This is a genomic window from Nocardia tengchongensis, assembly GCF_054781395.1.
The window spans coordinates 115,171-141,672 of sequence record NZ_BAAGUM010000017.1 but is presented as its reverse complement, the minus strand read 5'-3'; the positions used below and the strand labels follow the sequence as shown (position 1 = coordinate 141,672).

Below are 26,502 nucleotides of genomic sequence, written 5' to 3'. Positions count from 1 at the left end.
AATCCATGGTTACGCGTACATTGGCGCCGCGTCAACAGGTACCGACCAGTAGGGTTCAGCTCCAGCAGAGAGGCCGCAGTCCCCAGGCCTCGAATTCGTCCCCCACCAGGTCGCGAAGGGCTTCCCGAGTAGGGAAACGATCCGGATCCGCACCCGTGATCGCGAGGGTGACCGTGTCGCCGTCGCTCGACCAGGACAGGTTCAGGCCGACCTCCACGCGACGGAACAGATCGGTGTCGGCGGTGCAGACCACCGGGCGCATGAGCACCGAGCGGGCGCGCACCCCCGCGACAGTCGCCACGCCCTGACCGGTCTCACCGAGATTCGTGCACAGGCATTCCGGGGCCTTGGCCGTGCGGGAGAAGAAGCCCAGGACGAACTTCGGCAGCATCATCTGGACCGGCTGGAGGTGTTGTAGCGCGGGGGTGGTGGCCGGATCGGAGTAGGCGCGGGCCGCCTGTTTGATGGCAGTCCGCACCTGGCGCAGGTCGGTGCGCTCGCCCTTGCGGTAGGGCACCGCGATGGGTAGGCCGGTGGTGGCGTTGGCGCGGGGATCGTCGATTCCGCGCAGGGAATGCGGGATGTCGACGCGGACCTCGGCTCCGTCCTCGATGCGGCCGCTGCGGCCGAGCAGGCCGACGGCTACACCGACCATGAGGCCGTTGTCGGTGCCGTCGTGGGCGGCGGCGACGGAGTTCCATTCGGCCGCATCGACTTCCACCACCAGGTCGGCGGGGGAATGGCGATCCGGCAGTGGGCGTCGCGGTTCGTCGGGCCGCGGGTTGCGGACGGGCTCTCGGACTTCGCGGGCTTTCGCCGCGGCACGGATGCTCCGAGCGGCGGCGCGCAGCTGACCGATGGCGTCGGCGAGGTGGGCGCGCGACAGGCCGCCGACGGGGATCGGGCCCACCAGGCGGCCCGAACTCGTCGCGATGTCGGGTGATTCACCGGCATCGAGTCGGCGCAGGGCATCACCCAGGGCGAAGAGCACCGCTCCGCCGTCCGCGCCCACATGCGAGGTGATCAGGGACAGCAGGGTTCCGCCCGACGTCGTGGGTGCGGCCGACAATCGCCACACGCGGCCGGTGATCGGGTCGAATTCCACCTTGCTCTGTTCGAAAAGCCAATCCAGAACGCCGGTTTCGGGTACCGGGTGCTGCTGCACGGCCAGCGGCTCGGCGGTGGTGGCCGGTGCCCACCACGGCCGGGCGAAGGGCACCGCGGTGGTCATCACCCGGCGGGCCAGGAACCCGTGCGCGAGGTGGGCGTGCAGGCGTTCCAGCACAGCGGGATCCAGCGCTTCGTCGAAGCGCCAGGCCAGCTGATTGACCAGGGCGGTGCCGTACAGGTCGTGCAGTTTCAGGAACAGGTCGTCGTCGGCGGTGAGCCGGTTGGGGGCGGTGGGCATCACGGGCTCCGGATCACTGGGCACGCAGGGTGCGAACGGTCAAGGGCGCGAATACGATCGCGACGACCAGTGCGGAGCCCACCGACCAGGCGAAGTCGGAGCCGATCGAACCGGAATCGGCGAGGGTGCGCACGGCCGCCACCAGATGCGAGACGGGGTTGTAGTCGGAGACGTGGCGCAGCCAGGCGGGCATGGCGGCCACCGGGACCAGGGCGTTGGAGGCGAAACTGGCGAAGGTCAGCACCAGCATCGACATACCCTGCACCGCAGCGGGTTTGGCCACCGTCACGCCGATGAAGGCGAACAGCCAGCTCATGGCGGTCGTGGCGAACACCACCAGCACCGCGCCCAGCACCAGGCCCAGCGGATGATCCGGGCGGTAACCCATGCCGAATCCGACCAGCAACACCATGAGCGCGGCGATCACATAGCGGGTCGCGCCCGCCAGCAGGCCACCGGCCACCGGGGCGAAACGGGCGATCGGCATGGAAACGAAGCGGTCGAAGACACCGGAGCGGATGTCCTCGGAGAGCTGGACTCCCATGGCGACCGAGGAGGTGAGCACGATCTGCACCAGCACGCCGGGGATCAGCGTGGGCAGGTAGGCGTCCAGGCTGCCCGCGATCGCCTTGCCGAACACGCTGCCGAACAGCAGCGGTCCCACGATCGGCAGCAGCACGGCGTCGTAGAGCAGTTGCGGGCTGTGCCGGAAGGTCAGCAGGCCGCGCTGGGCCATGAACAGCGACTGCGCCAGGCCGGCGCGCAGGCCGACGTGGGTGATGCGCGGCTGCCGGGCGATCCGCGCGGTGGGGTGCACGAGCACCGGGGTGTCGGAGAGGACGGTCATGCGGTCCGCCTTTCGGCCGGAGGCGAGGTGCGGGCCGGGCGCCGGGTGAGCGCCAGGAACACCGAATTCAGGTCGGGGCGTTCGACCCCGAAGCCGCGCAGGCGGATTCCGCCGGCGCGGCAGGCGGCGACGATGTCGGCGGCGGTGCCGACATCGGTGAGCGGCACGGCCAGGGTGGCCGGGTTGTCGCCGTGCAACGGCGTTGCGCCGGTGATCCTTTCGACGGCGGCATCGGCCAGCGAGCGCTGCGCCGGATCGGCCAGATCGAGCCGCAGCATCTCCTCGCCGATGGAGGACTTCAACTCCCCCGCCGTGCCCTCGGCCACCACCGTGCCGTGGTCGATGACGGCGATCCGGTCGGCGAGGGCGTCGGCCTCCTCGAGGTACTGCGTGGTGAGCAGGATCGTCGCGCCGCGCCCGACCAGCCCGCGCACCACCGACCACATGCGCTCGCGGGTGTGCGGGTCCAGCCCGGTGGTCGGCTCGTCCAGGAAGATCAAGGGCGGCACCGTGATCAGCGTCGCCGCCAGATCCAGCCGCCGCCGCATGCCGCCGGAGAACGACCCCACCCGCCGCTGCGCGGCCTCGGTCAGCTCGAAGTCGTCCAGCAGTTCGGCCGCCCGATCCTGCGCCGCCCGCCGGCCGAGACCGAGCAGCCGCCCGAACAGCCGCAGGTTCTCCCAGGCGGTCAGGTTCTCGTCCACCGCCGCGTACTGCCCGGTGAGCCCGATCATCGAGCGCACCGCGGTGGCCTGGCCGACGATGTCGTAGCCGAACACCGTCGCCGTGCCCCGCGACGGCCGCGACAGGGTGGCCAGCATGCGCACGGTGGTCGTCTTGCCCGCGCCGTTGGGGCCGAGCAGCGCGAACACCGTGCCCGCCGCGACGTCCAGGTCGACGGCATCGACGGCCGTCATGGTTCCGAAACTCTTGCCGAGCCCTCGTGTTTCGATGGCGAGCTCACCGCTCATCACACACCTCCGATCGTCGCAGCCGAAAGTTCCGCAGCGTCGCGCGCCACCGTGTCCGGTGCCAGCGATTCGACGACATCCGCCGCCCGCCGCACCCCGTCGTCCCGGAATCGCGCCCCGTAGGCCGCCGCCCGCAGCCGCACGTCCGGCTCGGTCGCCCGAATCAGCAACCGCTCCAGCCGATTCGCGGTCAAGCCCGCGAAGGGGGCGGTCGCACCCAAACCGAGCGATTCCACCTGCCTGCCCCAATAGGGCTGATCAGCCTGCACCGAGCAGATCACCGACGGCACACCCGCGCGCAGCGCGGCGGCCGTGGTTCCCGCACCACCGTGATGCACAGCCGCGGCGCACAGCGGCAGCACCGCCCGGTGATCGACCTGATCGACCACCGCGAGCTCCGCACCGATCCGCCCCCGAAACATCGGCCCCACCAACAGCACCCGGAGCCCGAGCCGGCGGCCGGCCTCACGCACCATGGCCTCGACGGCAACCGGATCTGCCACCGGCATCGACCCGAATCCCGCATAGACGGGAGCCGGACCCGCGATCAGCCACTCGAACAGCTCGCTGTCGTAGGCCTGAATCGCCGGGTACGCCACGCCGTTTCGGTGGCGCCCGGCCGAGACGCCGGTCGACGTGCCAGGTGCCGCGCCGATCACCGCCGTGCGCCGGAAGGCCACCGGCTCGGGCTCGACGTCTGGGTATTGCGTGGTATCGGGCACCGGGAAGCCGGTGAACGGCGAGTCGCGCAGCTCGTTCGCGAGCCCTGGGAACAGCTCCGGGTCATAGGCCTGAATCGCGGTGTAGCCCTGCGCTCCCGGAACACCGACGGGGTCGAAGGATGCCGGTGCCGCAGGTAGGGCCGCGACTTCGGAGGCGAGTGCGCGAGCGCGGGCCGCCGTGAGGGCCCGCCAGCCCAGGCGATTCAGCGGGCCCGGAATGCGCTGTCCCCAGCCGGTGGCCACCACCGGAACGGACCGGTTGGGCCGGATGGGGAAGAAGTGCACCGCCGCGACCGGAATGTGGTGGTGGCGGGCGACTTCGACCGCCACTTCCTCGCACGCCATCCCAGTCACGACGATGTCGTGACCCCTGGTGGCAGCCACCAGATCGCGCGCACTCTCCCCGAATCCGCGCCGTTGCAGGTCGACGATGGCGCGGAGGCGCTGGAACGGGTTCAGGTGCCGGAAGCGCCGATCGTCACGCTGGGCGCGCAGCAATTCGTCGCTGTCGAGCCCGAAGGGCACGGCCGGAACACCGTGGCGCGAAGCGAATTCGACCAAGTTCGGGGAGACCGCCACGGTGACGTCATGACCGCGGCCCTGCAGCTCCCGGCCGAGCAGCACACCCGGCTGCGCGTCACCCCGGCTACCGGCGAAGGCGAGTAGCACTTTCATCGTGTGCCCCCGATCGTGAAGGCGTGGCCGGATCCCATCGATGCGGAAACGGGCGCAGTGGATACCCGCTGGACGTCCGCATCCGGTCGGCCGCATGCGTTATCGCGGCGTCCGTGCGAAGACTCCGATCGCGCGTGCACAGCGGTCACGCCCGAGCCGCGGCGGGAACCCGCAGTGGCGCGGGTTCGGTGGTGGTCGCACGGACCGGCGCGGCCTGGTGGATCGCGAATTCGCGCATGGCGCGGGTGAATTCGGCGAGGAAGCGGTCCATGTCGGCCTCCGGGAAGGTGGCGGGGAAGCGGGTGGACAGGCGCAGGCCGTCGGTGGCGCGGACGATCCAGAAGAAGACCTCGTCGGTGGAGTAGGACTCGGCGCGCAGGGTGTGGCCGCGCAGGGATTCGACGAGTTGGTGGTCGGGGAGCGCGCGGATGTCGAGGAAGGAGATGCCGAAGCGAGGGTGGTCGGTGCAGTTCAGGAGTTCGAGGACGCGGGTCCAGGTGGCGTCGTTGGCGGTGCGGGTGCGACGCAGGGCGGTGCGGGTGGACTCCAGTGCGCTGTCGATATCCAGGTCGGGGGCGAGGGTGAGGTCGAGGGGGACGACGTTCACGAACCAGCCCATGGATTCGAGCCACCGCAGGTCGGGGCGGGTGGCGATGGGCATGATGGCCCGCAGCGAGAGGTAGCCGAAGGCGCGGCGGTAGGCGATCGCGAGCGCGGTGAACACCGCCACCGACAGGCGGTGGCCGCGCTCGGTGACGGCGCGTTCCACCTGTTCGAGATCGCTGAGCAACAACAGCTTCCGCGAGACGGAGGTCTGCGGCAGCGGCGCACTGTCCGTGGTCGCCCGGCCGCGCGCGGTGATAGCCGGTTCGAAGCGGGGCAGCATGCCGCCGGAGCCGTCGAGGAAGCGGCGCCAGTGGCGGACCGCGTCGCACTCGGGGGTGAGGGCGGCGGCGGTGTCGCGTTCCCACTGCGCGAAATCCGCGGCGCTGCCGAAGGTCGGTGATTCGCGCGCCGGCTCGCCCCGGGTGACTTCCGCGTAGAGGGTGCGTAGTTCCAGGATGACGATGGCCTGCGAGTAGGCGTCCATGACGGAGTGATCGGCGGCCACCAGGACGGTGAAGTCACCGGTGTCGGCGTGCTCGACGGTGGCGAGCAGGCAGTGCGGCCACCGCAGCGGGGACAGCTGCGATTCCAATGTGCCGGTGAGGTATTCGTTGATCTCGCGGGATCCGGTGATGCCGGGGATCGGCTCTGCGGTGACGCCGAGGTCGGCGGCCGCGCAGATCAGTCGTTCCGGCTCGGGGCCGTCGTGGCGGGTCAGAGTGGTGCGCAGCCCTTCGTGGCGGGCGTGCCAGCGACGCGCGGTCTCGCGCCAGTGCTCGGGATGGAAGGGCGCGTCCATTTCGAAGATGGTGCCGATCCAGCGACCCCGGCCCGGGCGTGGATCGGTGGCGTCGGTCGCGCGGCAGTGGTGGACGTGCACGCTGGCCAGGGGCCGCTCGTCGGCGGTCCAGCCCGCTCCCGGGGCCAGCTCGGCCCGCCACAGGGTGAGCGCGCCGGGGCGCACCGCGAATTCGGATAGGTGGGTGTAATCCATGACCGTCTCCCTCATCGAGACCTCGCCGGAGGCGGTGCGGCCGTTCGATTTCCGTAATAACTCACGGTGCGCGAAACCAGCGCGTTCGAAACGGTTTATCTGCTAACCGGCGAATTGGAAGCTATTGAAATGTGATGTGCCACTCGACGGTGATGCAGCACACCGAAAGCCCCCGCCCACTGGGTCGGCGGGCACTATTTTCCGGCGGAGCCGGCCCCGGCCGCGGCACTACCCGAGCCCAGCGCCTGGGCGGCGGTGCCACCGGCCTGCGCGGAACCGCTAGCCGCGCCGCTGCCGGTGCCCAGCAGCCCGAGCACCGAGCCCGGTCCGGGCACCAGCCCGGCCAGGCTGCCCGCGGCGGAACTGCCGGTGCCGAGCGCCCCGGCCAGGCCGGCGACGGTGGCCGAGCCGGTCCCGGCGGCCGCACTACCCGTTCCGAGCTGCGGCAATATCGATTGTTCGGGAGCCGGGCTCACACCGGCGGGCGTGTCGCCACCCGCCGGCGCGGCGGTAGCCAGGACGGGCGCGAACAGCGGTACGGCGATTCCTGCCAGCAGGACGGTGGCCGCACGAGCCGATCGGATTGCAAACATGGCCCGATTTCCTTTCCCCTTCATCAGGACAAGCGCGCCGAGAGCGGCGACTTGGAGGCAGCAGGTCCGAATTGTGATTGTGGCGACGCTGCCGAGGATTCACCCGATGGGTAGACGACCTGCGCACCAAGACAAACATCTACCGATCGAGTCCGCAACAGGCATACGTGCAAACAATTGGTTAACGGATTGTTCTCGCGCCCTTCTCCTGTGCTTCAGGCCACTGCACGGGTGAAATTCGCCTGCACTTCACATTCACCCCCGGCGGCCGCGGCCCGTGACCGCGGAAAACGAGTTGCTCGCGAGTACCCGATTTCTGGGATCCTGGGCTGGTGAACGCAGGGGAAATCACCGTCGAGGTCGCGCCCGAACTGCACGTCTTCGTCGGTCAGCGCGACCGGGGTCCGATCCGGGTGGACGGCACCTCCACGCTGGGGCATGTGGTGGAGTCGCTGGGCATCCCGCTCACCGAGGTGGGCACGGTGCTGGTGAATGGTGAATCGGTTGCCACCGGACATATTCCGCGCGGCGGCGAGACCGTCACCGTCGCGGCGGTGGTCCGCCCGCAACCCAGCGACGAGCCGCTGCGCTTCCTGCTCGACATCCACCTGGGCACCCTGGCCCGGCGGCTGCGACTGCTGGGAATCGATGCCGCCTACGAGAATCCGGATATCGGCGACGCCGCCCTGGCCTCCCGCTCCGCCGCCGAGCACCGAGTCCTGCTCTCCCGCGACCGCGGCCTGCTGCGCCGTCGCGAAATCTATTCCGGCGCCTACGTTTACAGCCACCACCCGGCCGAGCAACTGGACGACGTGCTGTCCCGCTTCGCGCCGCGCCTGGCCCCCTGGACCCGCTGCACCTCCTGCAACGGCGCGCTACAGGCCGCCGACCGCGACACCGTGCGCGACCGGCTGCCGGACAACACCGGTCAGAGCTACGACTCCTTCGCGGAATGCGTCGACTGCGGCCAGACCTACTGGAAGGGCGCGCACCACGCGCGGCTGGACGCCATCGTGGCCGGAGCTTTGGCCAAATTCGCCTGAGCGCAACGCGCTCGCCGCCGGTCGGTCAGCGGGCGCGGGCGGCGAGCGCGGCGGCGTCCAGGCGCGCGCCCAGGGCCTTGACCTGATCGCGCAGGGCCTCGATGTCCTCCACGGGGACGCCGACCAGATCCAGCACGGTGCGGATCATGCTCTGCGCTCCCCGCTGGAGTTCGCGACTGGCCTCGGTGGCGTGCAGGACCACCGCGCGGCCGTCGGTGACGCTGCGCACACTCTCCACCAGGCCGCGCGACTGTAGTCGCTGCACCAGGGGCGAGAGGGTGCCGTAGTCGAGGTGCACCTGCTCGCCCAGGTCCTTCATGGCGATACCGGGACGCTCCCACAGGGCCAGCAGCACCAGGTACTGCGGGTAGGTCAGGTTCATGTCGTCCAGGAAGGGCCGGTAGGCGGCCGTCATGGATCGCGACGTGGAGTACAGGGCGAAGCAGAGCTGAGCGTTGAGCGAGAGCAGCTCGTAGTCGATCTCCTCGTCCGCTCCGGCCCCGGCGGGTGCGGAATGCGGATGTTCTTGCATTACTGCACTGTACTGCGGACCGTGGCGAGCACCGCGTCCGTGGCCGCCCGGTCGCCGACGGTGATCCGGATTCCGGTGGGATAGGACTTGACGTGAATGTCCGCGCCGGCCAGCGCGGTCGCCACCCGATCGGCCTCGGGGCCGGGCAGGGTGAGGTAGGAGAAATTGGCGTAGCTGTCGGGGACGCACAGGCCGAGAGTGCGTAATCCGGTGGTGAGCCGCCGCCGGTGTTCGCCGAGCAGCGCCACCCGCGCCTCGATCTCGGCTTCGGCCTCGTAGCAGGCCCGCACCGCCACCTCGGCCAGGGCGGTCATCCCGAAGGGCAACTGCCAGTGCGCGATTCGCTTGACGATGTGCGGGGCCCCGAGCGCGTAGCCGACGCGCAGCGCGGCCAAGCCGTACGCCTTGGAGAAGGTGCGCAGGACGAGCAGGTTCGGATGGCGGTCCAGCAGCGCGAACACGTCGATGCGATCGGACTCGGCGACGAAGTCCACATACGCCTCGTCCAGCACCACGGTGACGGACTCGGGCACCTCGCGCAGCAGCGCCTCGAATTCGGCTGCGGGAACCAGGGTTCCGGTGGGGTTGTGCGGGCTGCACACCACCAGCAGCCGGGTCCGTTCGGTCACCGCGGCCGCCAGCGCCGCCAGGTCCTGGCGACCGGAACCGGTGAGCGGCACCGCGACCGGCCGTCCGCCCGCCATGCTGGTCAGGATGGGGAACCCGTCGAAGGTGGGCGTCGCCATCACGACCTCCGCCCCGCCCGCCCCGAATTCCTGGACGATGTGCATGATCACACCGGTGGCGCCGGCGCCCACCACGACGTGATCGGGTGCGCAGCCGAGCCGTTCGGCGATCAGCCGGGGCAGCCGCCGCGGCAGGAATTCCGGATAGCGATTGGCCGAGGCCAGCGCCGCGCTCAGGGCGGCCTGCACCGAGGGCGGCGGTCCGTAGGGAATCTCGTTGAGCTGCAGCCGATGTCCGGCCGTCACCAGCGGGCTCACGGTGCCGCTCCCTTCAGCGTCCGCCCCAGCGAACGGCGGCGGCCCCGGCGAAGTCGCCCGCGTGCGCGAACCCCGCGAACATCACCAGCGACCCGGCCGGGACCCGGCCCTCGTCCACCGCGCGGTCGAAGGTGACGGGAATGCCCGCGCCGAACAGGTTTCCGCAGTCGTCGAAGGTGTCGGGGTGCCGTTCCGGCGGCAGTTGCAGCGCGTCGCGCCAGTTGCGCAGGAAGGCCCGGTTGGGCTGATTGGTGACCAGCAGGTCCAGGTCCTGCGCGGGCACCCCGATCCGCCCGCACACGGTGTTGGCCACCTCGGGCACCAGCCGGTTGCCGCGCTGCAGCACCTTCGCGATCTTGGATTCGGTGAAGCCCACGTGCATTTCGCCGCTGCCGGCCTCCCAGTAGCGGCGCGGCGGGTCGGCGATCACCGTCATCTGCCCGGCGAATTCGGGCAGGTGGCGGGTCTCGATGTCGAGGATCGGCGAATCACCGGATTTCACCAGCAGTCCCGCGCCCGCACCGTCGCCGGGGATGGCGGCCTGTGCCTTGCCGCGCACCTGCTCCTGGGTGAAGACCTGACCCGCCACGTTCTGGATGGTCACGATGAGCGCGGATCGGGCGTCGGAGGACAACAGGATCTGGCGGGCCAGCTTCATGCCGTACACGAACGACGCGCAACCGCCGTTGTGCAGATCGATCAGCCACTCCGGCGCGATGCCCAGCCGCTTGGCCACATCGCCGCCGCTGCCGACGATGCCGATGTCGGGCAGCTGGGTGTGCACGATGAGAACGTCGATGTCGCGCAGCACATCCCGGCCGTGCCGGGCGAGGATCGGCGCGACGGCGCGCTCGGCCATGTCGGCCGGGGTCTCGCCGGGCGCCACGTGTCTGCGGAACTTGGGGGCCTTGAACATCAGGTTCGAGGTGACCTCGTCCGGGTCGGCGAACTGCGCGAAATAGTCGGCGGAGACGATGTTCTCGGGCAGGTACCCGGACACGTCGAGCAGGCTGACGGTGTCGGTGCTCATGGTCAGTCCATCCATTCCGGCTTGATCGGCTGCCCGGCGGCGTGCCGGTGTTCGCAGATGGCTTTGAGATTGCGCAGTTCCAGCAGGTGCCCGGCGGCGAAGAGATGCCAGAAGTCGCCGACCCACACCGGGCGGCCCGCGGGCTCGGTGTCCGGGTAGCCGTTCTCCTCGTAGAAGGGGTGGTGGCAGTTGGTCCAGGTGACCACCGAGCCCGGCTTGTTCAGCACCACCTGCGCGTCGACCACCCGCATCAGGTAGACCATCCACAGGTGGTCGGCCTGGTCCCAAGCGCAGTGGTAGTCCACGGTGCGCGCCTCGGGATTCGCGACGGTGCGGGTGTAGATGCGGGTGTGCGAGCCGATGCGGTCGTCGGAGACCCACACCTCGGGATCCTCGGTGCGCTCGAAACCCCGCATGCTGTAGGTCCATTCGCACAGGCTGCGGGTGTCGGCCAGATAGCCGTACACCTCGTCCGGCGGCGCGGCGACGAATTCGGTGACGGTGCAGTACTGCCCGTAGATCTCGTCGTGCGGGTACACGGCGCGGGTCATGTCCAGCACCAGCGGCATGCCCTCGTTGAGGGCCATGGTCTCGATGCGGTACACGCCCGGCACGTCCAGCTCCGGGACTTCGATCGGCTCGTCTGTGACGGTCTCGGTCATGCGAAAGACTCCTTCAGGAACGGTGCGAAGGGTGGGATCTCGTCCGGGTCACACTGCAGTTCGATGAACGCGGGTCCCGGTATCGCCCGCGTCTTGTCCAAGGCGTTCTCGAATTCGGTGAGGGTGCGCGCGGTCCAGACGGGCAGCTCCGGGAACAGGGCGGCGACACCCGCGCCGATCTCCGCCGCGCGGAAACGGTTGAAGCTGTAGGCGCCGGAGTAGAAGACCTGCTCGCGGGTCACGCACATGGCGTGCGCGTTGTTGTTGAACACGATGAAGGTGACCGGCACCTGATATTCCACGGCCGTGTGCACCTCGTGCCCGTGCATGAAATATGCGCCGTCCCCGGCGATCACCACGGTCCGCCGGCCCCGGCCCAGCGCACACCCGATGCCCGCCCCGAACGAGTAGCCCATGCCGCCCATGCCGAGCGCGATGAGAAACCGTCCGTCCGCGGGGATTCCCAGGTGGTGTACGACGGCCGCCCCGGTGTTCCCCGCGTCGGCGACCACATCGGTGCCCGGCTCCAGCGCCGCCTCGATGGCCGCCACCGCGGGCCGGTACCGCACGCCAGGACCGGACGCGGGCGGCACCGTCAGCTCGGGCAGCGGGAGCCGATCCGGTTGCGCATCGGCGGATCCCGGTTCGAGGTGTGCGCCCGGGGTCCCGCCGATCGAGCTCGCGACCTCGCGCAGTGCGGCGGCCAGCGGGCTCCGCGCCTCGGCGTGCACCGGGACGTACGGCGGCTCCGAGCCCAGCGACAGCACCCGCGGGCAGGCGGCCAGCGCGGTGTCCAGCCCGGCCCGGGCGGTGAGCGAGAGCGGCGCTCCGGCCAGCAGGCAAAGTTCGGCTTCGGCGACCAGGCGGGCCGCGTTCGGATGCCCCATCACCCCGACCACCCCGGCGAACCGCGGATCCGAATTCGGGTACGCGTCCTTGGCGTCGGGGGTGACCAGCACCGTCGCGTCCAGCGCCCGCACCGCGGCCAGCAGCTCGGCGCGCGCGTCGGCGGCGGCGATCCCGGGTCCGGCGATGACCACCGCCGCGCCGCCGCGAGGCATCCCGGCCAGCAACGCCGCGACCTCGTCGGGCAGCGGCCGGTGATCATCGGATCTTCCTGCGGTAGAGACGCTTTCCCGAGCCGCCGACGCCTCGTCCTCGAGGGCCGGTGCGGCCTGAATGTCCTTGGGGAGCAGCAGGATCGCGGGTCCGCCGGTCAGTGCCGCGGCGATCGCGCGGTCGAGGGCGACGGTGATGTCCTGGGGGCGGCGCACTTTGACGCAGTAGCGGGAGACCTGCGCGAACAGCTGCTCGGCGTCGATGCGGCCGGGCGCTCCGCTGGTGTCCTGGAACGCGCCGCGTCCCTCGAGAACGGTCGGGGGCTGGCCCACCAGGGCCAGCACCGGGACTCGCGAGTCGAAGGATTCCGCGAGGGCGGCAAGGAGATTCATGGCGCCACCGCCGGAGGTCGCCGCCACCACGCCGAGGCGGCCGGCGGCGCGGGCGTAGCCGTCGGCCATGGTGGCCGCGCCGAATTCGTGTTTGGCGACGATGCCGGTGACGCCGGGGTGGCGGTGCAGGGCGTCGTAGAGGTCCTCGATATTCGCGCCGCCGACGCCGAAGACGTGGCCGGTGTGCGCCGCGAGCCGTTCGACGACGAGGTCGGCGACGGTGCGAATGCCGGGTTCTTCGTTCGGCTCGGTGCCCTGGTTCACGATCCCCCCTTCGTATTGCCTTGTCCGCGATGCATCGCACACAAGGTATCCAGACGGAGTGAGTTCGATCAATGTGTCGCGGGTCACACCACTGCCTGAAAGATGTTGCTGTACAGGCACTTTGGGTACGCGAAGACCCCACCGGAGAAATCCCGGCGGGGCCCCGGTCCGGGTACAGGGGGAGCTCCGGACCGCATCTGGACGCTACCGGCGTGGACGCCGGTACAACCTGATCAACGAGCTGGGGCCCGAAGTGGTTCAGTGTGAGTCCCCGATCGGCGTGTCGGGATTTCGAATACCGCGCGGACCAGGCGTAGGCAGCGGCGGTCGGCATTGAGGGTGAGCCCGAGCCGGTTGGGGACGTAGGCGAAGGAGAGGCCGGTGGCCGGGTCGGCGAAACCGAGCGAACCACCCATACCGGGCGTTCCGTAGGCGCGGTGATCGGGCGAACCGAACGGGAAGGCCGGACCCGACTTCCGGAAGCCGAGATGGAATCGGGTCGGGGTCTTCAAGACCGCGTCCGGCGCGGGCACCGGGCCCGGGTCGGCGATCCGGGCCCGCACCTCCGCCGTGATCGGCAGCTCCCCGGTCAGGCCCGCCGCGTAGATCCGGGCCAGGCCGCGCGCCGACCCGACGCCATTGCTGCCGGGCAGCTCCACCGACATGATCTCGGGGCGCACGAAATCCTCGGGCATGCCCAGATCCGGCACCGCCAGGGCACGGAAGAGCGGACCGCGGCGCAGCAGCGCCGGCACCGCCTGATTCCAGGGCAGATTCCGCTCGTGCCGCAGATCCAGCCCCATGGTGCGGGTCAGATGGGCGATCCGGTCACCGCCCAGATCCGCGTCCAGCCCCAGGGTGAAATCGACGCCCAGCGGTCCGGAGATCTCCTCGGCGATGAACTGCCGGATGCTGCGGCCGGTCGGGTCGGCGCGGCGCACCAATTCGTTGACGTAAAGCCCGATGCTGACCGGGTGATATCCCTGCCGGGTACCCGGCGTCCACCCCGGGCGCTGCGCCGCCAGCACCTCGGCCACCCGATCCAGATCGTGCAGATCGGCCAAGGTCATCCGGGTGTCGCGCAGGATGTGCAGACCCACCTGATGATCGATGAGCTGACGGACGGTGACCTCGGCCTTGCCGCGGGCGGCGAATTCCGGCCAGTAGCGGGCCACCGGCTCGTCGTATGCCAGCCGATCGCGCGAGACCAGGACGGCGAGGATCAGCGCGGCAACGCCTTTGGTGGAGGAGAAGACAGGCGCGATGGTGTCGCGCTCCCAGGCCAGCCTGCGGACCGGGTCGCGCCAGCCACCCCAGAGATCGACGACCGGGGTGTCGCCGTCGAAGACCGCGACGGCCGCGCCGATCTCCCCGTGCCGGAAATTGCGCCGGAAAGCGTCGGCGACCCGGCCGTATCCCTCGGCGACATACCCGTGCGTCATCGTGTCGATCATCGGAACCGAGCCTACGGGGGCCCGCCGGCCCGCCCCCGGGTGCTCCGGTTTCGAATGGCAAAATCGGGCAAATCGCCCCTATTCTCGAATTCGGGGGCCAAGGTGGCAGGCAGCCACTCCTCGCGCTGTGAAGGGGCCGGATGCCACGCACCACGCGAATAACCGTCATGCTGCTGTTCGCGGCCTGGGTTGTCGACTACATCGATCGGACCGTGATCAATTTCGCGCTGCCGTCGATCGGCGAGGATCTGGGACTCGATCACACGCAGCAGGGGCTGTTGGTGTCGGTGTTCTTCGTCGCGTACGCGCTGGTCCAGGTGCCCGGGGGTCTGCTCGCGGATCGATACGGGGCATTGCGGGTCGGGATCATCGGTCTGACCGCCTGGTCGGTCTTCACCGGGTTGACCGCACTGGCCTGGTCGTTCAGCGTGCTGCTGGCCACCCGGTTCCTGTTCGGGCTGGTGCAGGGCGTCTTCCCGGCCGCGGCGATCAAGGCGCTGGCCGAACGCAGCCGGCCCGAGCAGCGCACCACCGCGGCGGGCTGGACGAACTCCTCGAATGCGGCGGGCCTGCTGCTGGCGGCGGTGATCGCCGGCGTCCTGCTGCCCACGGTGGGGTGGCGGGTGATGTTCGCGGTCATCTCGGTGCTCGGGGTGGCGGTGATCCTGGCCTGGCGGCGATGGATGCCGGAGCCGCTGGTGCAGGACGAGCCGCCGATGGCGGACGCCGCGCCGAGCGCGGAACGCCGCATGGTGTTGTTCTCCCCCGCGCTGCTCGGCTTCGCGGTCATGTTCTTCGGCTACGACGTGCTGGTGTGGGGTGTCACCGCGTGGACGCCGACCTTCCTGCACGAACAGCGCGGAATCTCCATGGCGGGCATCGCTTTCGCGGCGGTGCCGTCCACGCTGGCCGCGGCGGCCGGGGTGGTGCTCGGGGCGCGGCTGTCGGACCGGATCGGCGGGCGGCCCCGGGTGATCGTGGTGCCGGCCATGGCCTTCACCGCCGCCATGCTCTTCGTACTGCCACGCGCCGAGGCGTTTCCGCTGTTCGTGCTCGTGGGCACGGTGATGAGCCTGGTCGCGGGCCTGGCCTACATGCCCGCGTTCTCGGTGCCGCTACGCGCGCTGCCGAGCAGCTATATCGGCGCGGCCACCGGGGTGATCATTTTCGGCGGGCAGTTGGCGGGCGTGGCGAGCCCGCTGGCTTTCGGATTCATCACCGATCATGTTTCCTACACAACGGCTTTCGAAACCATGGCCATCGGGCCGCTGCTGGCGCTGCTGGCGGCGACCGTGGTCCCGCAAACCGCCGACGCGTTCCGGGCGATGCTGGCCCGGCGCGCCGCGGCGGCCGTCCCGCCGAAGGAGCGTCTCCCATGATCGAGCACTGGCAGCAGGTCTACCGCCATCTGCACGCCCACCCGGAACTCTCGGGTGAGGAGCACGCGACGGCGCGGCTGGTGGCCGACGAGCTGCGCGCGATGCCCGGCTGGGAGGTGACCGAGAACGTCGGCGGCACCGGCGTTGTCGGCGTGCTGAGCAGTGGGCCGGGACCGGTGGTGTGGCTGCGCGCGGACATGGACGCCCTGCCGGTGCAGGAGGTGACCGGCCTCGACTACGCCTCCACCGTCCCCGGCGTCATGCACGCGTGCGGACACGACGTGCACGTCACCGCCCTGCTGGGCGCGTGCGCGGAACTGTCCAAGCATCCGGTGCCCGGCACCGTGGTGGCCCTGTTCCAGCCCGCCGAGGAGACCGGCTCGGGCGCGCAACAGATGATCAACGACGGTCTGCTGGACCGTTTCCCGCGGCCGCGCATCGTGCTCGGTCAGCATGTGAGCCCGCTGCCCGCGGGTCTGATCCTGAGCCGCCCCGGCACCCTGATGGCCGCCTCCGATTCGGTGCGCATCACCTTCCTCGGCAAGGGCGGCCACGCCTCCCAGCCGCACACCGCCATCGACCCGCTGCTGATGGCGGCCTCCCTGGTGGTGAGCCTGCAGTCGCTGACCGCGCGGCAGACCGCGACCGCGGCGCCCCCGGTCCTGACCGCGGGCGCCCTGCACGCGGGCACCCGCCCCAACATCATCGCCGACACCTCCGAGGTGCTGCTGAGCCTGCGCACCTTCACCGACGGCTCCCGCGAGCGCATGATCGAGGGCATCCAGCGCCTGGCCGCGGCCGAAGCCGCCGCGGCCGGCGCCGACCAGGACCCGAAAGTCGAGTTCTACGACCACTTCCCGGTCACCGAGAACACCCCCGGCGACACCGAACGCGTGCTGGCCGCCCTCACCACCGCCGGCCTCCCCGTCATGCCCATGGACAACCCGATCACCGGCAGCGAGGACTTCGGCGCCTTCGGCACCGCGGCGGGCGTCCCCTCGGTCTTCTGGCACATCGGCGGCATCGACCCCGCCCGCTTCACCGACGAGGACGGCCACTACATGCTCGCCGAAGGCGCCCTCCCACCCCGCTTCCCCTCCAACCACTCCCCCCACTTCGCCCCCGACCCCACCCAGGCCCTCCCCGCCGCCATCACCACCATGCTGACGGCCACCCGCGCCGAACTCACCCGCCCCTGAGCGCTATTGGTCGAAGGCGATGTGCACGTCGTCGGATTCGGGCAGGGTTTGGCAGGCGAGAGTCAAGCCCTGCGCGAGCTCCTCTTCGATGAGGGATTCGTTCTGGAGCATGCGGGTGCGGCCGTGTTTGACCGCGCAGACGCAAGTGGCGCAGGCGGATTCGCGGCAGACGTAGGGGGCGTCTATGCCGTGGGCGAGGAGGACGTCGAGGAGTTTCTCGGTGCGGGGCCACGGGAGGGTGTGGGTTTCGCCGTCTATGTCGACTCGGACGGTGGCGGCTCCGGCGGGTGGCGTTTCATTGGGTGTGGTGACGGGCGTGTGGTGTTCGAAGGGGTTGTCGGTCAGGGAGCGGTACTGCTCTTGATGGATGGCTCGGTCGGGGACGCGTAGTTGGTTCAGTCCCTGTTTGACGGTGGTGGCGAATCCTGCTGGGCCGCAGAGGTACACGTCGTGGCGTCGGTAGGGGCGAGCCCAGGTCGCGATGGCGCGGGGGGCGGGGAGGCCGCGGTCGGATTCGAGCCAGTGGGTCACGGTGAGGCGGCGGGGGTGGCGGCGGATCAGTTGGTGGAGTTGGGGCGCGAAGATCACCGAGGCGCGGTCGCGGTTGGCGTAGAGCAGGACGACGTTCGCGCGGCCCAGGGTCAGGGCGGATTTGAGGATGGAGATGATCGGGGTGATGCCGCTGCCCGCAGCGCAGAGCAGCAGATCATTGGTCCAGGTGCGGGGGGTGAAGTTGCCGGCAGGTTCCAGGACGGTGAGGACGTCGCCGGGAGAGACGTTGTCGCAGAGCCAGTTTGAAGCGTAGCCGCCAGGGGTGCGTTTGACTGTGACAGCGGGGCGGTCGTCGCAGTGGGGGCTACTGGACAGCGAGTAGCAGCGGGCCACGGAGGTGGTGCGGTCGCTGGGCACCCGGAGGGTGAGGTATTGGCCGGGGCTGTAGCCGAAGCGAGGGGTGAGGTCGGTGGGGATATCGAAGATCAGCGAGACCGCGTCGGCGGTCTCGCTGATGACTTCACGCACCTTCAGCTGGTGGGCGCGTGCGTTCACGGGGCCCTCCTGCCGAACACCAGTTCACCGACGGCCTGGATGCGGTCCATCGACAACGGCTGGGCCATGCGGCGATTCACGCCCGGCGCCAGCCGCAGCATGAAATAGCCCAGCCACGCCTCGGTGCGGACCGGCACCACCGCCAGGTCGTAGCGGATGGCGCGCACCACGGCCCGCGCCACCAGGTCGGGACTCATCGGCGAGAACGGCAGCCGCTCGGCCAGGGCCTGGATCTGCTCGGTGAGCTGCTGACCGCGTTCCACCAGCCGCGGATCGACACCGACCGCGACCGCGTGCCGGGCGATATTCGTATTGATCACGCCGGGGCAGATCGCGCTCACCCCGACACCTTTCGGAGCCAGTTCCAGGCGCAGGCATTCGCTGAGCATCTTCACCCCGGCCTTGGACACCGAGTACGCCGACATGACCGGCGTCGGGGTGAACGCGGCCGCGGAGGCGATGTTCACGATGTGCCCGCGCTTGCCCTCGTCGATCATCAGCCGCCCGAACGACCGGCAGCCGTGCACCACCCCGAGCAGGTTCACGTCCAGCTGCCGCGCCCAGTCCTCGGGCTCCAGATCCAGAAACGCTCCGCTGACCAGGATTCCGGCATTGTTGACCAGCACCTCGGGCACCCCGTGGTCGGCGTGCACGTCCCGGGCGAAGCCGGCCCAGGCGTGCGGATCGGTGACGTCGAGCTGGGTGGCCACCGCGCGCCGCCCCTCGGCCTGGATCAGCGCCACGGTCGAGAGCGCCGCGTCCTTGTCGATATCGGTGACGATCACCTGGGATCCCATGCGCGCGAACCGCAGTGCCGTCGCCCGCCCGATGCCGCTGCCCGCGCCGGTGACGACCACCAGCCGCGGGTCGATGGTGTTGAGTTTCACGAGACCTCCTCCGAGAGCGCGACCGGCTCCGCCACGACCGGCGCGCCCACCGTGTAGCGGTACACGTCGAGATCGAAATGACGGTTCTGCCAATACATCTCGCCGTGCGTGGACGGCCGGAACGGCGAATCGCCGTGATTGTCGATGTAATAGGTGTTCGAGCCTTCGCAGACCGGCGTGAACAGGAAGTTCTTCTGCTGCCGCCGCAGGCACCGCTGGAAGTACTCGTCGTGCACTTCCTGCCGGATCTCGACGTCGGTCGCCCCGCGCGCCTTCGACTCGGCGATGACCCGCGCCAGATGCGCCGAGGTGGCCTCGATCATCCAGATGTAGGAGCCCAGCACGAATCCGTACGGACCGGTAATGGTGAACGAGTTCGGGAATCCCGGCACCGAAACACCCTGGTAGGACTGGTAGCGATGCTCGTCCCAGAACTCCTCGAGGTCCAGGCCGCCGCGCCCGCGCACCGGGAACGGCGGAATCGAGCCCTTGTCCCAGAGTTTGAAGCCGGTGGCGCAGATGAGCACGTCGATCTCGTGCTCGGCCCCGTCGACGGTGACCACCCCGTGCTCGCTGATCCGGGCGATGGAATCGGAGACCAGGGTGACGTCGGACCGGTTGAAGGTCTTCAGATAGTCGTTGGACATGGAAGGGCGCTTGCAGCCCAATCCATAACGGGGCGTGAGCTTTTCCCGCAGTTCCGGATCGTGGACCTGGGATCGCATCCAGCGCCGGATCGGCACCTCGGCCAGCTGCCGCACCGCACCGGTCAGCCAGGCGGGCCCGGCCACCATGCCGCTCATGGCCACCTCGGTGCCGAGATTGCCGACCAGCCGCAGCGCGGAGCGAATACCCGTGCTGCCCAGCACTCGACGCCCCAGCCATCCGACCTCGGCGTCGTTCTTGGGGAACACCCAGATCGGCGTCCGCTGGAACACCGTCAGGTGCTCGGTCTCGTCCACGATCGCCGGAATCAACTGCAACGCGGTGGCTCCGGTGCCGATCACGGCCACCCGCTTCCCGGCCAGAGACACGTCGTGGTCCCACAGCGCCGTGTGCACGAGCGTCCCGCCGAAGTCGTCGAGCCCCGGGATGTCCGGCATCTTGGGCCGTTCCAGCCCGCCGATGGCCAGCACCACGTACCGCGCCGTCAACCACTCCCCGCCGTCGGTGGTCAACCGCCACAGGCTGTTCCGCTCGTCGAACTCGGCGGCCACGATGCTGGTGTTCAACCGCAGTTTGTCCCGCAGCCCGTATTTGTCGACCATGCTCTCGGCGTAGTTTCGTAGTTCGGTGCCGGGCGCGAAAATCCGCGACCAGTCCCCGCGCTGCTCGTAGGAGAAGCTGTAGATGAACGACGGAATGTCCACCGCGACACCGGGATAGGTGTTGGCGTGCCAGGTGCCGCCGACCCGATCCCACTTGTCCACGATCACGAAATCGTGAATCCCGTGCCGCTGCAGGGCGATCCCGCTGCCGATGCCACCGAATCCGGCGCCGATCACGATGACCTCGTGATCGGGCCGGACGGCGGCCGGCGCACCCGTGCCACCGCGCTGTGTTGCCATATCGGTCTCCTCCGGTTCAGCCGATGCGATCCGACAGTTCGCCGTCCGCGCCGAACAGCTCCCGCTGCCATTGCGCGAGCAGCCCATCGGTGTCGATGTCGTCGGGATGGAAGCCCGGCCGCATGTAGGGCCGCATTTCGGTGAGCAGGCCCTTCACGATCGGGCCGCGAGCGAGCCGCACCGTCTGCCGCGCCACCTTGAAGGGCCGCCAGCTGCGCGGATCGCTGAGGATCGAGGCGAACACGCCGACCGAGACCAGTGGAATAGTGAGCACGTACAGCCCCGCCATCACCCCGATCCGCACCACTTCGGTCCCGCCGGTGGTCCGGAAGACATCGAAGGCCACGGACTTGTGCTCGAGTTCCTCGTAGGCATGCCAGTTCAGCAGCCGCCATACTTCCGGATCACCCGGAATGTCCTGGATCTCCTGGCTGCTGAGAATGCGTTTGGCGAGGGTGGCCGTGTAGTGCTCGGCCGCCGCGGTGAACGCCAGGTGCACCTCGGGCGGCACCGCGTTCTCGACCGCGATCACCCCGCGCTCGCGCAGCGCGCCGTGGGCGAAGGTGAACAGCCGCACGATCGGGAAGCCGTTCTCGATGAGCTGCTCGTTCAACCGTCGATGCTGCTGCCCGTGCACCGCTTCCTGCCCGATGAATCCGGCCACTCGTTTCTTGAGCACGGGGTCGGTGACCTGGCCGGAGAATTTGCGCACCGAGCGGATGAACGATTCCTCGCCGGGCGGGAAGGCGCCGGAGAGGACGGCGATCAGATGCGTCAAAGGGATGTCGCCGCGCACGAATTGGTGCGCCATCGGCTCGGGTTCACCGAACCGGAATCGCATGCGCCGCACCTTCGGGTAGGGCATGAGGGACATGGAGTCCTGCCGACCGATCGTCATTGGCCGGTCCTTTCTGGCAATGGAGTTGTGGTTACTTCAAGTGGTCGAGGAGTTGGCCGTCGGCGCCGAAAAGCTCACGCTGCCAACGCGACAGCAGGGCGGCGGTGTCGATGTCGTCGGGGTGGAACCCCGGCCGCAGGTACTTGCCCAGTTCCGGCATGAGGCCGCGGAAGACGGGCCCGGTGAGCAGCCGGTAGGCCTCGCGCGCGACCCGGACCGGCTGCCGGCGCGCGACCGGGTCCCGCCCGACGGCCAGCGCCAGGCTGAGATAGGTCAGGGGCAGCGTCAGCGAGTACATGGCGAGCATGACCCCGATGCGGGTGCGCTCGGTGCCGCCGACCGCGCGGAACACGTCGAACGCCACCGATTTGTGCTCGAGTTCTTCCAGCGCATGCCAATTCAGCAGATTCCACACTTCCGGATCGCCCGGAATGGCTTGGATCTCGTCGCTGGCCAGCACCCGCTGTGCGAGTACCGCGGTGTAGTGCTCGGCCGCCGCGGTCATGGCCAGGTGCACTTCGGGCGGCACCCGCTCCTCGATCCACAGCATGCGTTCTTTGGCGGCCTCGGAGTCCAGCCAGGCGATGGGATAGCCCAGCTCGACCAGCTTTTCGTTGAGTCTGCGGTGTTCGAGGCCGTGCATGGCCTCCTGCCCGACGAAGCCGGTCACCCGCTTCTTCAGCACCGGATCGGTGACGCGGTCGGCCACCCGGCGCACCGAGCGGATGAAGGATTCCTCCCCCGCCGGGAAGCCGCCGGACATGCCGGCCACGAAATGGCTGTAGACCATGTCGTTTTCGACGAAGTACTTGTCGTTCGAAGCACGATCGAATCGGAATTTGATGCGGCGGGCCCGGGGATAGGTCTGCGCCGGAAGGGTATTCGCCATCTGGACCATCCTTGATGCACGCAGTACCTGGTACCGCGTGTTCGATATACCCAGTGTAGGACTGTCCCAGACAGTAGACAAGGCCTGCCGAGCCCCGGATTCAGCGAATGAAGCGCTCCACCATCCGCCGTTCGCTCGCGGCGTCGGCCAGCGGCCAGGTCAGCAGCGAGAGCACGATCCGCACGATCCATTGCACCGCTTCGTCATCCGGCGCGATACCGGTGAGCAGGGTCGCGATCCGCCCGAGCTCCGGCGAGCTCGCGAACGCCCCGTCACTGCCGCCCGCGCGGGTGCCCGCGAAGCCCTTGGCCAGCACCGGATCCGAGCGCACCGCCGCGACCGAGGCCAGGATCGCCTCCACGATCCGCCGCGAGCCCTCGTAGCGCCGCACGGTCGCGGCCACCCGTTCGGCGACCCCGACCGCCGACTTCGCCATGACCGCGTCGAACAGCGCCGCCTTGCCCGGGAAGTGGCGGTAGAGGGTGGCGCGGGAGCAACCGACCGCTCCGGCCACGTCGTCCATGCCGACCCGGTCGAAGCCCCGAGTCTGGAACAGGTCCGAGGCGACCGCGACGATCCGGTCCGAGGCGGCAGACCGTCGTACCCCACCCGTCAGCCAGTCCACGCGTTGCTCGGCCACCATGCCACTCCTCACCGATGAAGATCAGGTCTCATCCTGAGACGTAGGCACGGCTTCGTCCAGGGTCAATTCCCGGCAACAGACCCATATCAATTTGCCGGAAGTTCGCCCGCTCCATGTAAGGCTGTCTTGAGGCGCGGTGTGGCGCGTTCGACTTGAACAGGTCTTGAGCCTTTCGCCGAGGGATCGGCGAGCGAGGAGACAAACGCGTGGACACCGGCCTGGCACGACTAGGGCAACGTCTCGGCAAACCAACAGCCAAGGACCTCACCGCCGGAATGGCGACCGGTCTGTTCAGCATCCCCGAAGGCATGGCCTACGCCTCCATCGCCGGATTCAATCCGGTCGCCGGACTCTACGCGGGCGTAGTGCCGCCGATCCTGGGTTCGCTCACCGCTTCCACCGTCCTCATGGTCACCACTCTGACCAGCGCCATCGCCCTCACCGGCCAATCCGCCATCGCCACCGCCGGACTCGATCCGCACGACGCGGGGAATCTGGCCGCGCTCACCCTGCTCGTCGGTGTCGTCATGGTGCTCATGGGCGTGCTGCGGCTCGGCGTGGTCATGAGCTTCGTGTCCAACGCGGTCATGGTCGGCTTCTCCACCGGCATCGCGCTGCAGATCATGACCGGCGTCTTCAAGGACGCCACCGGGTACAAGCCGCCGGGGCACAACAAGCTTGTGCAGGTATGGAATTGGCTGACCGGGATCGGCCACTGGCAGTCCGCGGCCACCTGGGTCGCCGTCGCAACCATCGCGGTGTGGGCGCTGGCGCGGCTGATCCCCAAGATCGAGGCGCTGGCGCTGCTGGTCGCCATGGTCGTGGTGAGCGTCGTCGTGGCGATCCTCGGCACCGACGTCGAGCTGGTCTCCGACATCGCCCGCATCCCGGGCGCGCTGCCGGGCCTGTCGCTGCCGAACTGGGATGCCATGCCGCACTTGGCCGCCGGGGCGCTGTCGGTGGCGCTGGTCGCGCTGGCCCAGGCCGCCAGCGTCGCGCCCTCCATGCCCAATCCCGACGGCAGCCGCTCCAGCGTCAACGCCGACTTCACCGCGCAGGGCGTCGCGAATCTCGGCGGCGGCCTGTTCTCGGCGCTGCCCTCGGGCGGCTCGCTGTCCCGGACCGGCGTCGCGGCCGGGGTGGGCGCTCGAACCCGCTGGGCCGGTGTGATTTCCGGTGTCTTCCTGGCGCTGGTCGTGGTGACCTGCGGCAGTCTGGCCGAACGCATCCCGATGCCGGTGATCGGCGGTCTCATCCTGGTCGTCGGCGGTGAGCTGATCTGGGGCAAGGTCAAGGACATCGGCCTGGTGTGGCACACCTCGAAGCTGTCCACCGCCGCCATGATCGCCACCTTCGCCGCCACCACCCAGCTGCCGCTGCAGCAGGCCATCGTGATCGGCGCGGTGCTGTCGCTGCTGCTGTACTGCGTGCAGGCGGCGCGCCAGATCCAGCTGGTCGGGCTCACCCGCGACGCGGCCGGGCACTGGCGCACCACCGATGTCCCGCAACAGCTTCCGCCCGGCGAGGTCACCGTCCTCGACTACCGCGGCACCAGCTTCTTCGCCGAACTCCCCCGGCTCGAAGCGGCCCTGCCCGAGGTGTCCGCGGCCCGCAACGCCGTCCTCGTGCTGGTCCTGCGGGCCATGCCCGACATCCCCTCCTCGGCCATCCTGCGCCTGCTCGAACGCTACAACCGCCAATTGCGCGACGCCGGTGGGCGACTCGTGCTGGCGGGCGTCCAGCCGGAGCTGGCCGAGGTCATGAAGCACACCGGGCTCACCGACGAGCTCGGCGTCGACAGCATCGTGGAGTCCGAGCCCGAGATCTTCGGGCCGGTCACCAAAGCCGTCGAGCTCGGAACCGATTGGATCGACAGTCGCAGTACCCAACAGTGAGGTGGCACATGACAGCAGTGGACGACCGCGCCGATTTCGACAATGCCAACCGGGGCTTCCTCGCCCGCTTGGAACCGGGCGTCATTCCCGGAAGGAACGGCGGCGTGGCCTACGACGCGGACTCCTTCGATTTCCTCCGGGGCGAGGGCGCCGACACCGTCCTGCCGAGCCTGTGGCGGCAGTCCCAGCTCACCGCGATGCAGGGCCTGTACGAGGTGTGCGAGGGCATCTACCAGGTTCGCGGCCTGGACATTTCGAATATGACGCTGATCGAATCCGACAACGGCGTGATCGTGGTCGACCCCCTGGTCAGCGCCGAGACCGCGGCGGCCTCCCTGAAGTTGTACCGCGAAAGCCGCGGCGACCGGGCGGTGACCGCCGTGATCTACACCCACCCGCACGCCGACCACTTCGGTGGCGTACTCGGCGTCGTCGATCAGGACACCACCGTTCCGATCATCGCGCCCGAGCACTTCATGGAACACGCCATCTCCGAGAACGTCTACGCGGGTACGGCCATGCTGCGCCGCGGCATGTATTACGCGGGCGCGAATCTCCCGCGCGACCCGAAGGGTCTGGTCGGCATGGGTCTCGGCCCGGTCGCCTCGGCCGGTGAATTCGGTCTGCTCGCACCGACTCTCGACATCACCGAGACCGGGCAGGAGGAGGTCATCGACGGGGTGCGGTTCATCTTCCAGATGACCCCCGGCACCGAGGCACCCGCCGAGATGAACTTCCTGCTCCCCGACCGCAACGCGCTGTGCATGGCCGAGAACGCCTGCCACACCCTGCACAACATCCTCACCCTGCGCGGCGCGCAGGTCCGCGATGCCCGCATGTGGTCGCGCTACATCGCCGAGGCGATCGAGATGTTCATCGACCGCGCCGACGTCGTGTTCGCCTCGCACCACTGGCCGACCTGGGGCCGGGACAATATCGAGGAGTTCCTGACCCAGCAGCGCGACACCTACGCCTACCTGCACGACCAGACCGTGCGGCGGATGAACCAGGGCGAGCTGGGCACCGAGATCGCCGAGGACTTCCCGCTCGCGCCGGAGTTGGCCGCGCAGTGGAACAACCGGGGCTACTACGGCTCGATCAGCCATGACGTCAAGGCCGTCTACCAGCGGTATGTCGGCTGGTATGACGCCAACCCGGCGCACCTGTGGCTGCACCCGCCGACCGAGCAGGCCACCCGATACGTGCAACTGCTCGGCGGCGTGGACGCGACCGTGGCCAAGGTGAAGGAATTCGCGGACCAGGGCGACCTGCGCTTCGCGGCCGAACTCGGCAGCCACGCCGTCTTCGCCGACCCGTCCCACGCCGGGGCCAAGGAAGCCCTGGCCACGGTCTTCGACCGGCTCGGCTTCGGTTCCGAGAATGCCACCTGGCGCAACTGTTTCCTCACCGGCGCACAGGAACTGCGCCAGGGCATCACCCCGACCGTGCTGACCGCCAGCCAGGCGGTGGCCCTGGCCATGAGCGTCACCCAGCTGTTCGACACCCTGTCGCTGAACATCGTCGGATCCAAGGCGTGGGCCGAGAAGTTCAGCATCGATTGGCATTTCACCGACAGCGGCGAGGACTACCGGATGGAGCTGAGCAACGGCGCGCTCGTGCACTACCCCGCCACCCGCAAGCGCGACGCCGATCTCGACGTCACCCTCACCAAGCTCGGCCTGCTGCAGCTGATGGCCACCGGCAAGTTCGACGGCCTGCAGGCCAAGGGCGACACCGGGGTGTGGCAGCGGCTCGGCGGCCTGATGGACAAGGCCGACCCGAACTTCGCGATCGTCACGCCCTGATCTGCTGGAACCCACGGTGTCCGGACCGCCTCGGCA

Annotated in this window: 23 protein-coding genes; 5 read left to right on the top strand and 18 right to left on the bottom strand. The window is 69.3% G+C overall.

Annotation, left to right across the window (positions count from 1 at the left end; all coding sequences use genetic code 11):
- Nucleotides 1-55 precede the first annotated feature (55 nt).
- The 6 genes from ACYVKL_RS31695 to ACYVKL_RS31670 all read right to left on the bottom strand — a co-directional run bounded on the left by ACYVKL_RS31695 (nucleotide 56) and on the right by ACYVKL_RS31670 (nucleotide 6,816).
- Nucleotides 56-1,408: a hypothetical protein gene (locus ACYVKL_RS31695; RefSeq protein WP_379167714.1), complete on the bottom strand. Its 1,353-nt coding sequence runs from the start codon at nucleotides 1,406-1,408 to the stop codon at nucleotides 56-58.
- 13 nt (nucleotides 1,409-1,421) lie between these two features.
- Complete coding sequence (locus tag ACYVKL_RS31690) at nucleotides 1,422-2,255, bottom strand: ABC transporter permease (protein ID WP_379167716.1); 834 nt, start codon at nucleotides 2,253-2,255, stop codon at nucleotides 1,422-1,424.
- Nucleotides 2,252-3,226 (bottom strand): ATP-binding cassette domain-containing protein, encoded by a 975-nt coding sequence (locus tag ACYVKL_RS31685; RefSeq protein ID WP_379167718.1) that lies wholly within the window; start codon nucleotides 3,224-3,226, stop codon nucleotides 2,252-2,254. The genes ACYVKL_RS31690 and ACYVKL_RS31685 overlap by 4 nt, the downstream gene beginning before the upstream one ends.
- Complete coding sequence (locus ACYVKL_RS31680) at nucleotides 3,226-4,623, bottom strand: glycosyltransferase (protein WP_379167720.1); 1,398 nt, start codon at nucleotides 4,621-4,623, stop codon at nucleotides 3,226-3,228. The genes ACYVKL_RS31685 and ACYVKL_RS31680 overlap by 1 nt, the downstream gene beginning before the upstream one ends.
- A 145-nt stretch (nucleotides 4,624-4,768) precedes the next feature.
- Entirely contained in the window at nucleotides 4,769-6,223 is a 1,455-nt protein-coding gene (locus tag ACYVKL_RS31675) for a condensation domain-containing protein (protein WP_379167722.1), read from the bottom strand.
- Between the two features lie 194 nt (nucleotides 6,224-6,417).
- Nucleotides 6,418-6,816 (bottom strand): hypothetical protein, encoded by a 399-nt coding sequence (locus ACYVKL_RS31670; RefSeq protein WP_379167724.1) that lies wholly within the window; start codon nucleotides 6,814-6,816, stop codon nucleotides 6,418-6,420.
- 332 nt (nucleotides 6,817-7,148) lie between these two features.
- On the opposite strand from ACYVKL_RS31670, the gene ACYVKL_RS31665 reads away from it, so the two are divergent.
- Nucleotides 7,149-7,859, top strand: a complete 711-nt coding sequence (locus ACYVKL_RS31665; protein WP_379167726.1) for a Mut7-C RNAse domain-containing protein — start codon at nucleotides 7,149-7,151, stop codon at nucleotides 7,857-7,859.
- 25 nt (nucleotides 7,860-7,884) lie between these two features.
- Here the strand turns inward: ACYVKL_RS31665 and ACYVKL_RS31660 are convergent, their stop codons facing one another.
- The 6 genes from ACYVKL_RS31660 to ACYVKL_RS31635 form a co-directional block, all read right to left on the bottom strand.
- Complete coding sequence (locus ACYVKL_RS31660; RefSeq protein ID WP_357192528.1) at nucleotides 7,885-8,391, bottom strand: MarR family winged helix-turn-helix transcriptional regulator; 507 nt, start codon at nucleotides 8,389-8,391, stop codon at nucleotides 7,885-7,887.
- Complete coding sequence (locus tag ACYVKL_RS31655; RefSeq protein WP_379167728.1) at nucleotides 8,391-9,395, bottom strand: pyridoxal phosphate-dependent aminotransferase; 1,005 nt, start codon at nucleotides 9,393-9,395, stop codon at nucleotides 8,391-8,393. Before ACYVKL_RS31655 ends, ACYVKL_RS31660 begins: the two co-directional genes overlap by 1 nt.
- 13 nt (nucleotides 9,396-9,408) lie before the next feature.
- Nucleotides 9,409-10,425, bottom strand: coding sequence for a 3-oxoacyl-ACP synthase III family protein (locus ACYVKL_RS31650; protein ID WP_379167729.1), 1,017 nt, complete (start codon nucleotides 10,423-10,425; stop codon nucleotides 9,409-9,411).
- Nucleotides 10,426-10,427: 2 nt separating this feature from the next.
- A complete protein-coding gene (locus tag ACYVKL_RS31645; RefSeq protein ID WP_379167731.1) occupies nucleotides 10,428-11,087 on the bottom strand; it encodes an SRPBCC family protein in 660 nt (219 codons plus the stop codon).
- Nucleotides 11,084-12,802: a thiamine pyrophosphate-binding protein gene (locus ACYVKL_RS31640; protein ID WP_379167732.1), complete on the bottom strand. Its 1,719-nt coding sequence runs from the start codon at nucleotides 12,800-12,802 to the stop codon at nucleotides 11,084-11,086. Before ACYVKL_RS31640 ends, ACYVKL_RS31645 begins: the two co-directional genes overlap by 4 nt.
- Nucleotides 12,803-13,035: 233 nt before the next feature.
- Nucleotides 13,036-14,256 (bottom strand): serine hydrolase domain-containing protein, encoded by a 1,221-nt coding sequence (locus ACYVKL_RS31635; RefSeq protein WP_379167734.1) that lies wholly within the window; start codon nucleotides 14,254-14,256, stop codon nucleotides 13,036-13,038.
- 140 nt (nucleotides 14,257-14,396) lie between these two features.
- Here ACYVKL_RS31635 and ACYVKL_RS31630 point away from each other — a divergent pair, with 140 nt between their 5' ends.
- Nucleotides 14,397-15,635 carry an MFS transporter gene (locus ACYVKL_RS31630; protein WP_379167736.1) on the top strand — a complete coding sequence of 413 codons (1,239 nt, stop codon included), beginning with the start codon at nucleotides 14,397-14,399 and terminating at the stop codon, nucleotides 15,633-15,635.
- Entirely contained in the window at nucleotides 15,632-16,834 is a 1,203-nt protein-coding gene (locus tag ACYVKL_RS31625) for an amidohydrolase (RefSeq protein WP_379167738.1), read from the top strand. Before ACYVKL_RS31630 ends, ACYVKL_RS31625 begins: the two co-directional genes overlap by 4 nt.
- 3 nt (nucleotides 16,835-16,837) lie before the next feature.
- Here ACYVKL_RS31625 and ACYVKL_RS31620 read toward each other — a convergent pair whose 3' ends face one another.
- The 6 genes from ACYVKL_RS31620 to ACYVKL_RS31595 all read right to left on the bottom strand — a co-directional run bounded on the left by ACYVKL_RS31620 (nucleotide 16,838) and on the right by ACYVKL_RS31595 (nucleotide 22,763).
- A complete protein-coding gene (locus ACYVKL_RS31620; protein ID WP_379167739.1) occupies nucleotides 16,838-17,881 on the bottom strand; it encodes a 2Fe-2S iron-sulfur cluster-binding protein in 1,044 nt (347 codons plus the stop codon).
- Nucleotides 17,878-18,768 (bottom strand): SDR family NAD(P)-dependent oxidoreductase, encoded by an 891-nt coding sequence (locus tag ACYVKL_RS31615; RefSeq protein ID WP_379167741.1) that lies wholly within the window; start codon nucleotides 18,766-18,768, stop codon nucleotides 17,878-17,880. The genes ACYVKL_RS31620 and ACYVKL_RS31615 overlap by 4 nt, the downstream gene beginning before the upstream one ends.
- Nucleotides 18,765-20,336, bottom strand: coding sequence for a flavin-containing monooxygenase (locus ACYVKL_RS31610; protein ID WP_379167743.1), 1,572 nt, complete (start codon nucleotides 20,334-20,336; stop codon nucleotides 18,765-18,767). Before ACYVKL_RS31610 ends, ACYVKL_RS31615 begins: the two co-directional genes overlap by 4 nt.
- Nucleotides 20,337-20,352: 16 nt before the next feature.
- The gene (locus tag ACYVKL_RS31605; RefSeq protein ID WP_379167745.1) at nucleotides 20,353-21,234 is read right to left on the bottom strand and encodes a metal-dependent hydrolase; all 882 of its coding nucleotides are present in this window, start codon (nucleotides 21,232-21,234) and stop codon (nucleotides 20,353-20,355) included.
- A 31-nt stretch (nucleotides 21,235-21,265) separates the two neighbouring features.
- Nucleotides 21,266-22,123 (bottom strand): metal-dependent hydrolase, encoded by an 858-nt coding sequence (locus ACYVKL_RS31600; RefSeq protein WP_379167747.1) that lies wholly within the window; start codon nucleotides 22,121-22,123, stop codon nucleotides 21,266-21,268.
- A 100-nt stretch (nucleotides 22,124-22,223) separates the two neighbouring features.
- Complete coding sequence (locus ACYVKL_RS31595) at nucleotides 22,224-22,763, bottom strand: TetR/AcrR family transcriptional regulator (RefSeq protein ID WP_357192515.1); 540 nt, start codon at nucleotides 22,761-22,763, stop codon at nucleotides 22,224-22,226.
- Between the two features lie 209 nt (nucleotides 22,764-22,972).
- Between ACYVKL_RS31595 and ACYVKL_RS31590 the strand changes: the two genes are divergently transcribed.
- Together ACYVKL_RS31590 and ACYVKL_RS31585 are read left to right on the top strand one after the other, a co-directional pair.
- Nucleotides 22,973-24,661 (top strand): SulP family inorganic anion transporter, encoded by a 1,689-nt coding sequence (locus ACYVKL_RS31590; protein WP_379167749.1) that lies wholly within the window; start codon nucleotides 22,973-22,975, stop codon nucleotides 24,659-24,661.
- A gap of 8 nt (nucleotides 24,662-24,669) precedes the next feature.
- Complete coding sequence (locus ACYVKL_RS31585; RefSeq protein ID WP_379167752.1) at nucleotides 24,670-26,466, top strand: alkyl/aryl-sulfatase; 1,797 nt, start codon at nucleotides 24,670-24,672, stop codon at nucleotides 26,464-26,466.
- Nucleotides 26,467-26,502: the final 36 nt, after the last annotated feature.

Coding starts and splice junctions, on each gene's coding strand:
- ACYVKL_RS31630 (WP_379167736.1), top strand. CDS start 14,397: ATGCCACGCACCACGCGAATAACCGTCATGCTGCTGTTCGCGGCCTGG.
- ACYVKL_RS31680 (WP_379167720.1), bottom strand. CDS start 4,623: ATGAAAGTGCTACTCGCCTTCGCCGGTAGCCGGGGTGACGCGCAGCCG.
- ACYVKL_RS31660 (WP_357192528.1), bottom strand. CDS start 8,391: ATGCAAGAACATCCGCATTCCGCACCCGCCGGGGCCGGAGCGGACGAG.
- ACYVKL_RS31635 (WP_379167734.1), bottom strand. CDS start 14,256: ATGATCGACACGATGACGCACGGGTATGTCGCCGAGGGATACGGCCGG.
- ACYVKL_RS31625 (WP_379167738.1), top strand. CDS start 15,632: ATGATCGAGCACTGGCAGCAGGTCTACCGCCATCTGCACGCCCACCCG.
- ACYVKL_RS31585 (WP_379167752.1), top strand. CDS start 24,670: ATGACAGCAGTGGACGACCGCGCCGATTTCGACAATGCCAACCGGGGC.
- ACYVKL_RS31685 (WP_379167718.1), bottom strand. CDS start 3,226: ATGAGCGGTGAGCTCGCCATCGAAACACGAGGGCTCGGCAAGAGTTTC.
- ACYVKL_RS31690 (WP_379167716.1), bottom strand. CDS start 2,255: ATGACCGTCCTCTCCGACACCCCGGTGCTCGTGCACCCCACCGCGCGG.
- ACYVKL_RS31650 (WP_379167729.1), bottom strand. CDS start 10,425: ATGAGCACCGACACCGTCAGCCTGCTCGACGTGTCCGGGTACCTGCCC.
- ACYVKL_RS31675 (WP_379167722.1), bottom strand. CDS start 6,223: ATGGATTACACCCACCTATCCGAATTCGCGGTGCGCCCCGGCGCGCTC.
- ACYVKL_RS31605 (WP_379167745.1), bottom strand. CDS start 21,234: ATGACGATCGGTCGGCAGGACTCCATGTCCCTCATGCCCTACCCGAAG.
- ACYVKL_RS31610 (WP_379167743.1), bottom strand. CDS start 20,336: ATGGCAACACAGCGCGGTGGCACGGGTGCGCCGGCCGCCGTCCGGCCC.
- ACYVKL_RS31645 (WP_379167731.1), bottom strand. CDS start 11,087: ATGACCGAGACCGTCACAGACGAGCCGATCGAAGTCCCGGAGCTGGAC.
- ACYVKL_RS31670 (WP_379167724.1), bottom strand. CDS start 6,816: ATGTTTGCAATCCGATCGGCTCGTGCGGCCACCGTCCTGCTGGCAGGA.
- ACYVKL_RS31695 (WP_379167714.1), bottom strand. CDS start 1,408: ATGCCCACCGCCCCCAACCGGCTCACCGCCGACGACGACCTGTTCCTG.
- ACYVKL_RS31600 (WP_379167747.1), bottom strand. CDS start 22,123: ATGGCGAATACCCTTCCGGCGCAGACCTATCCCCGGGCCCGCCGCATC.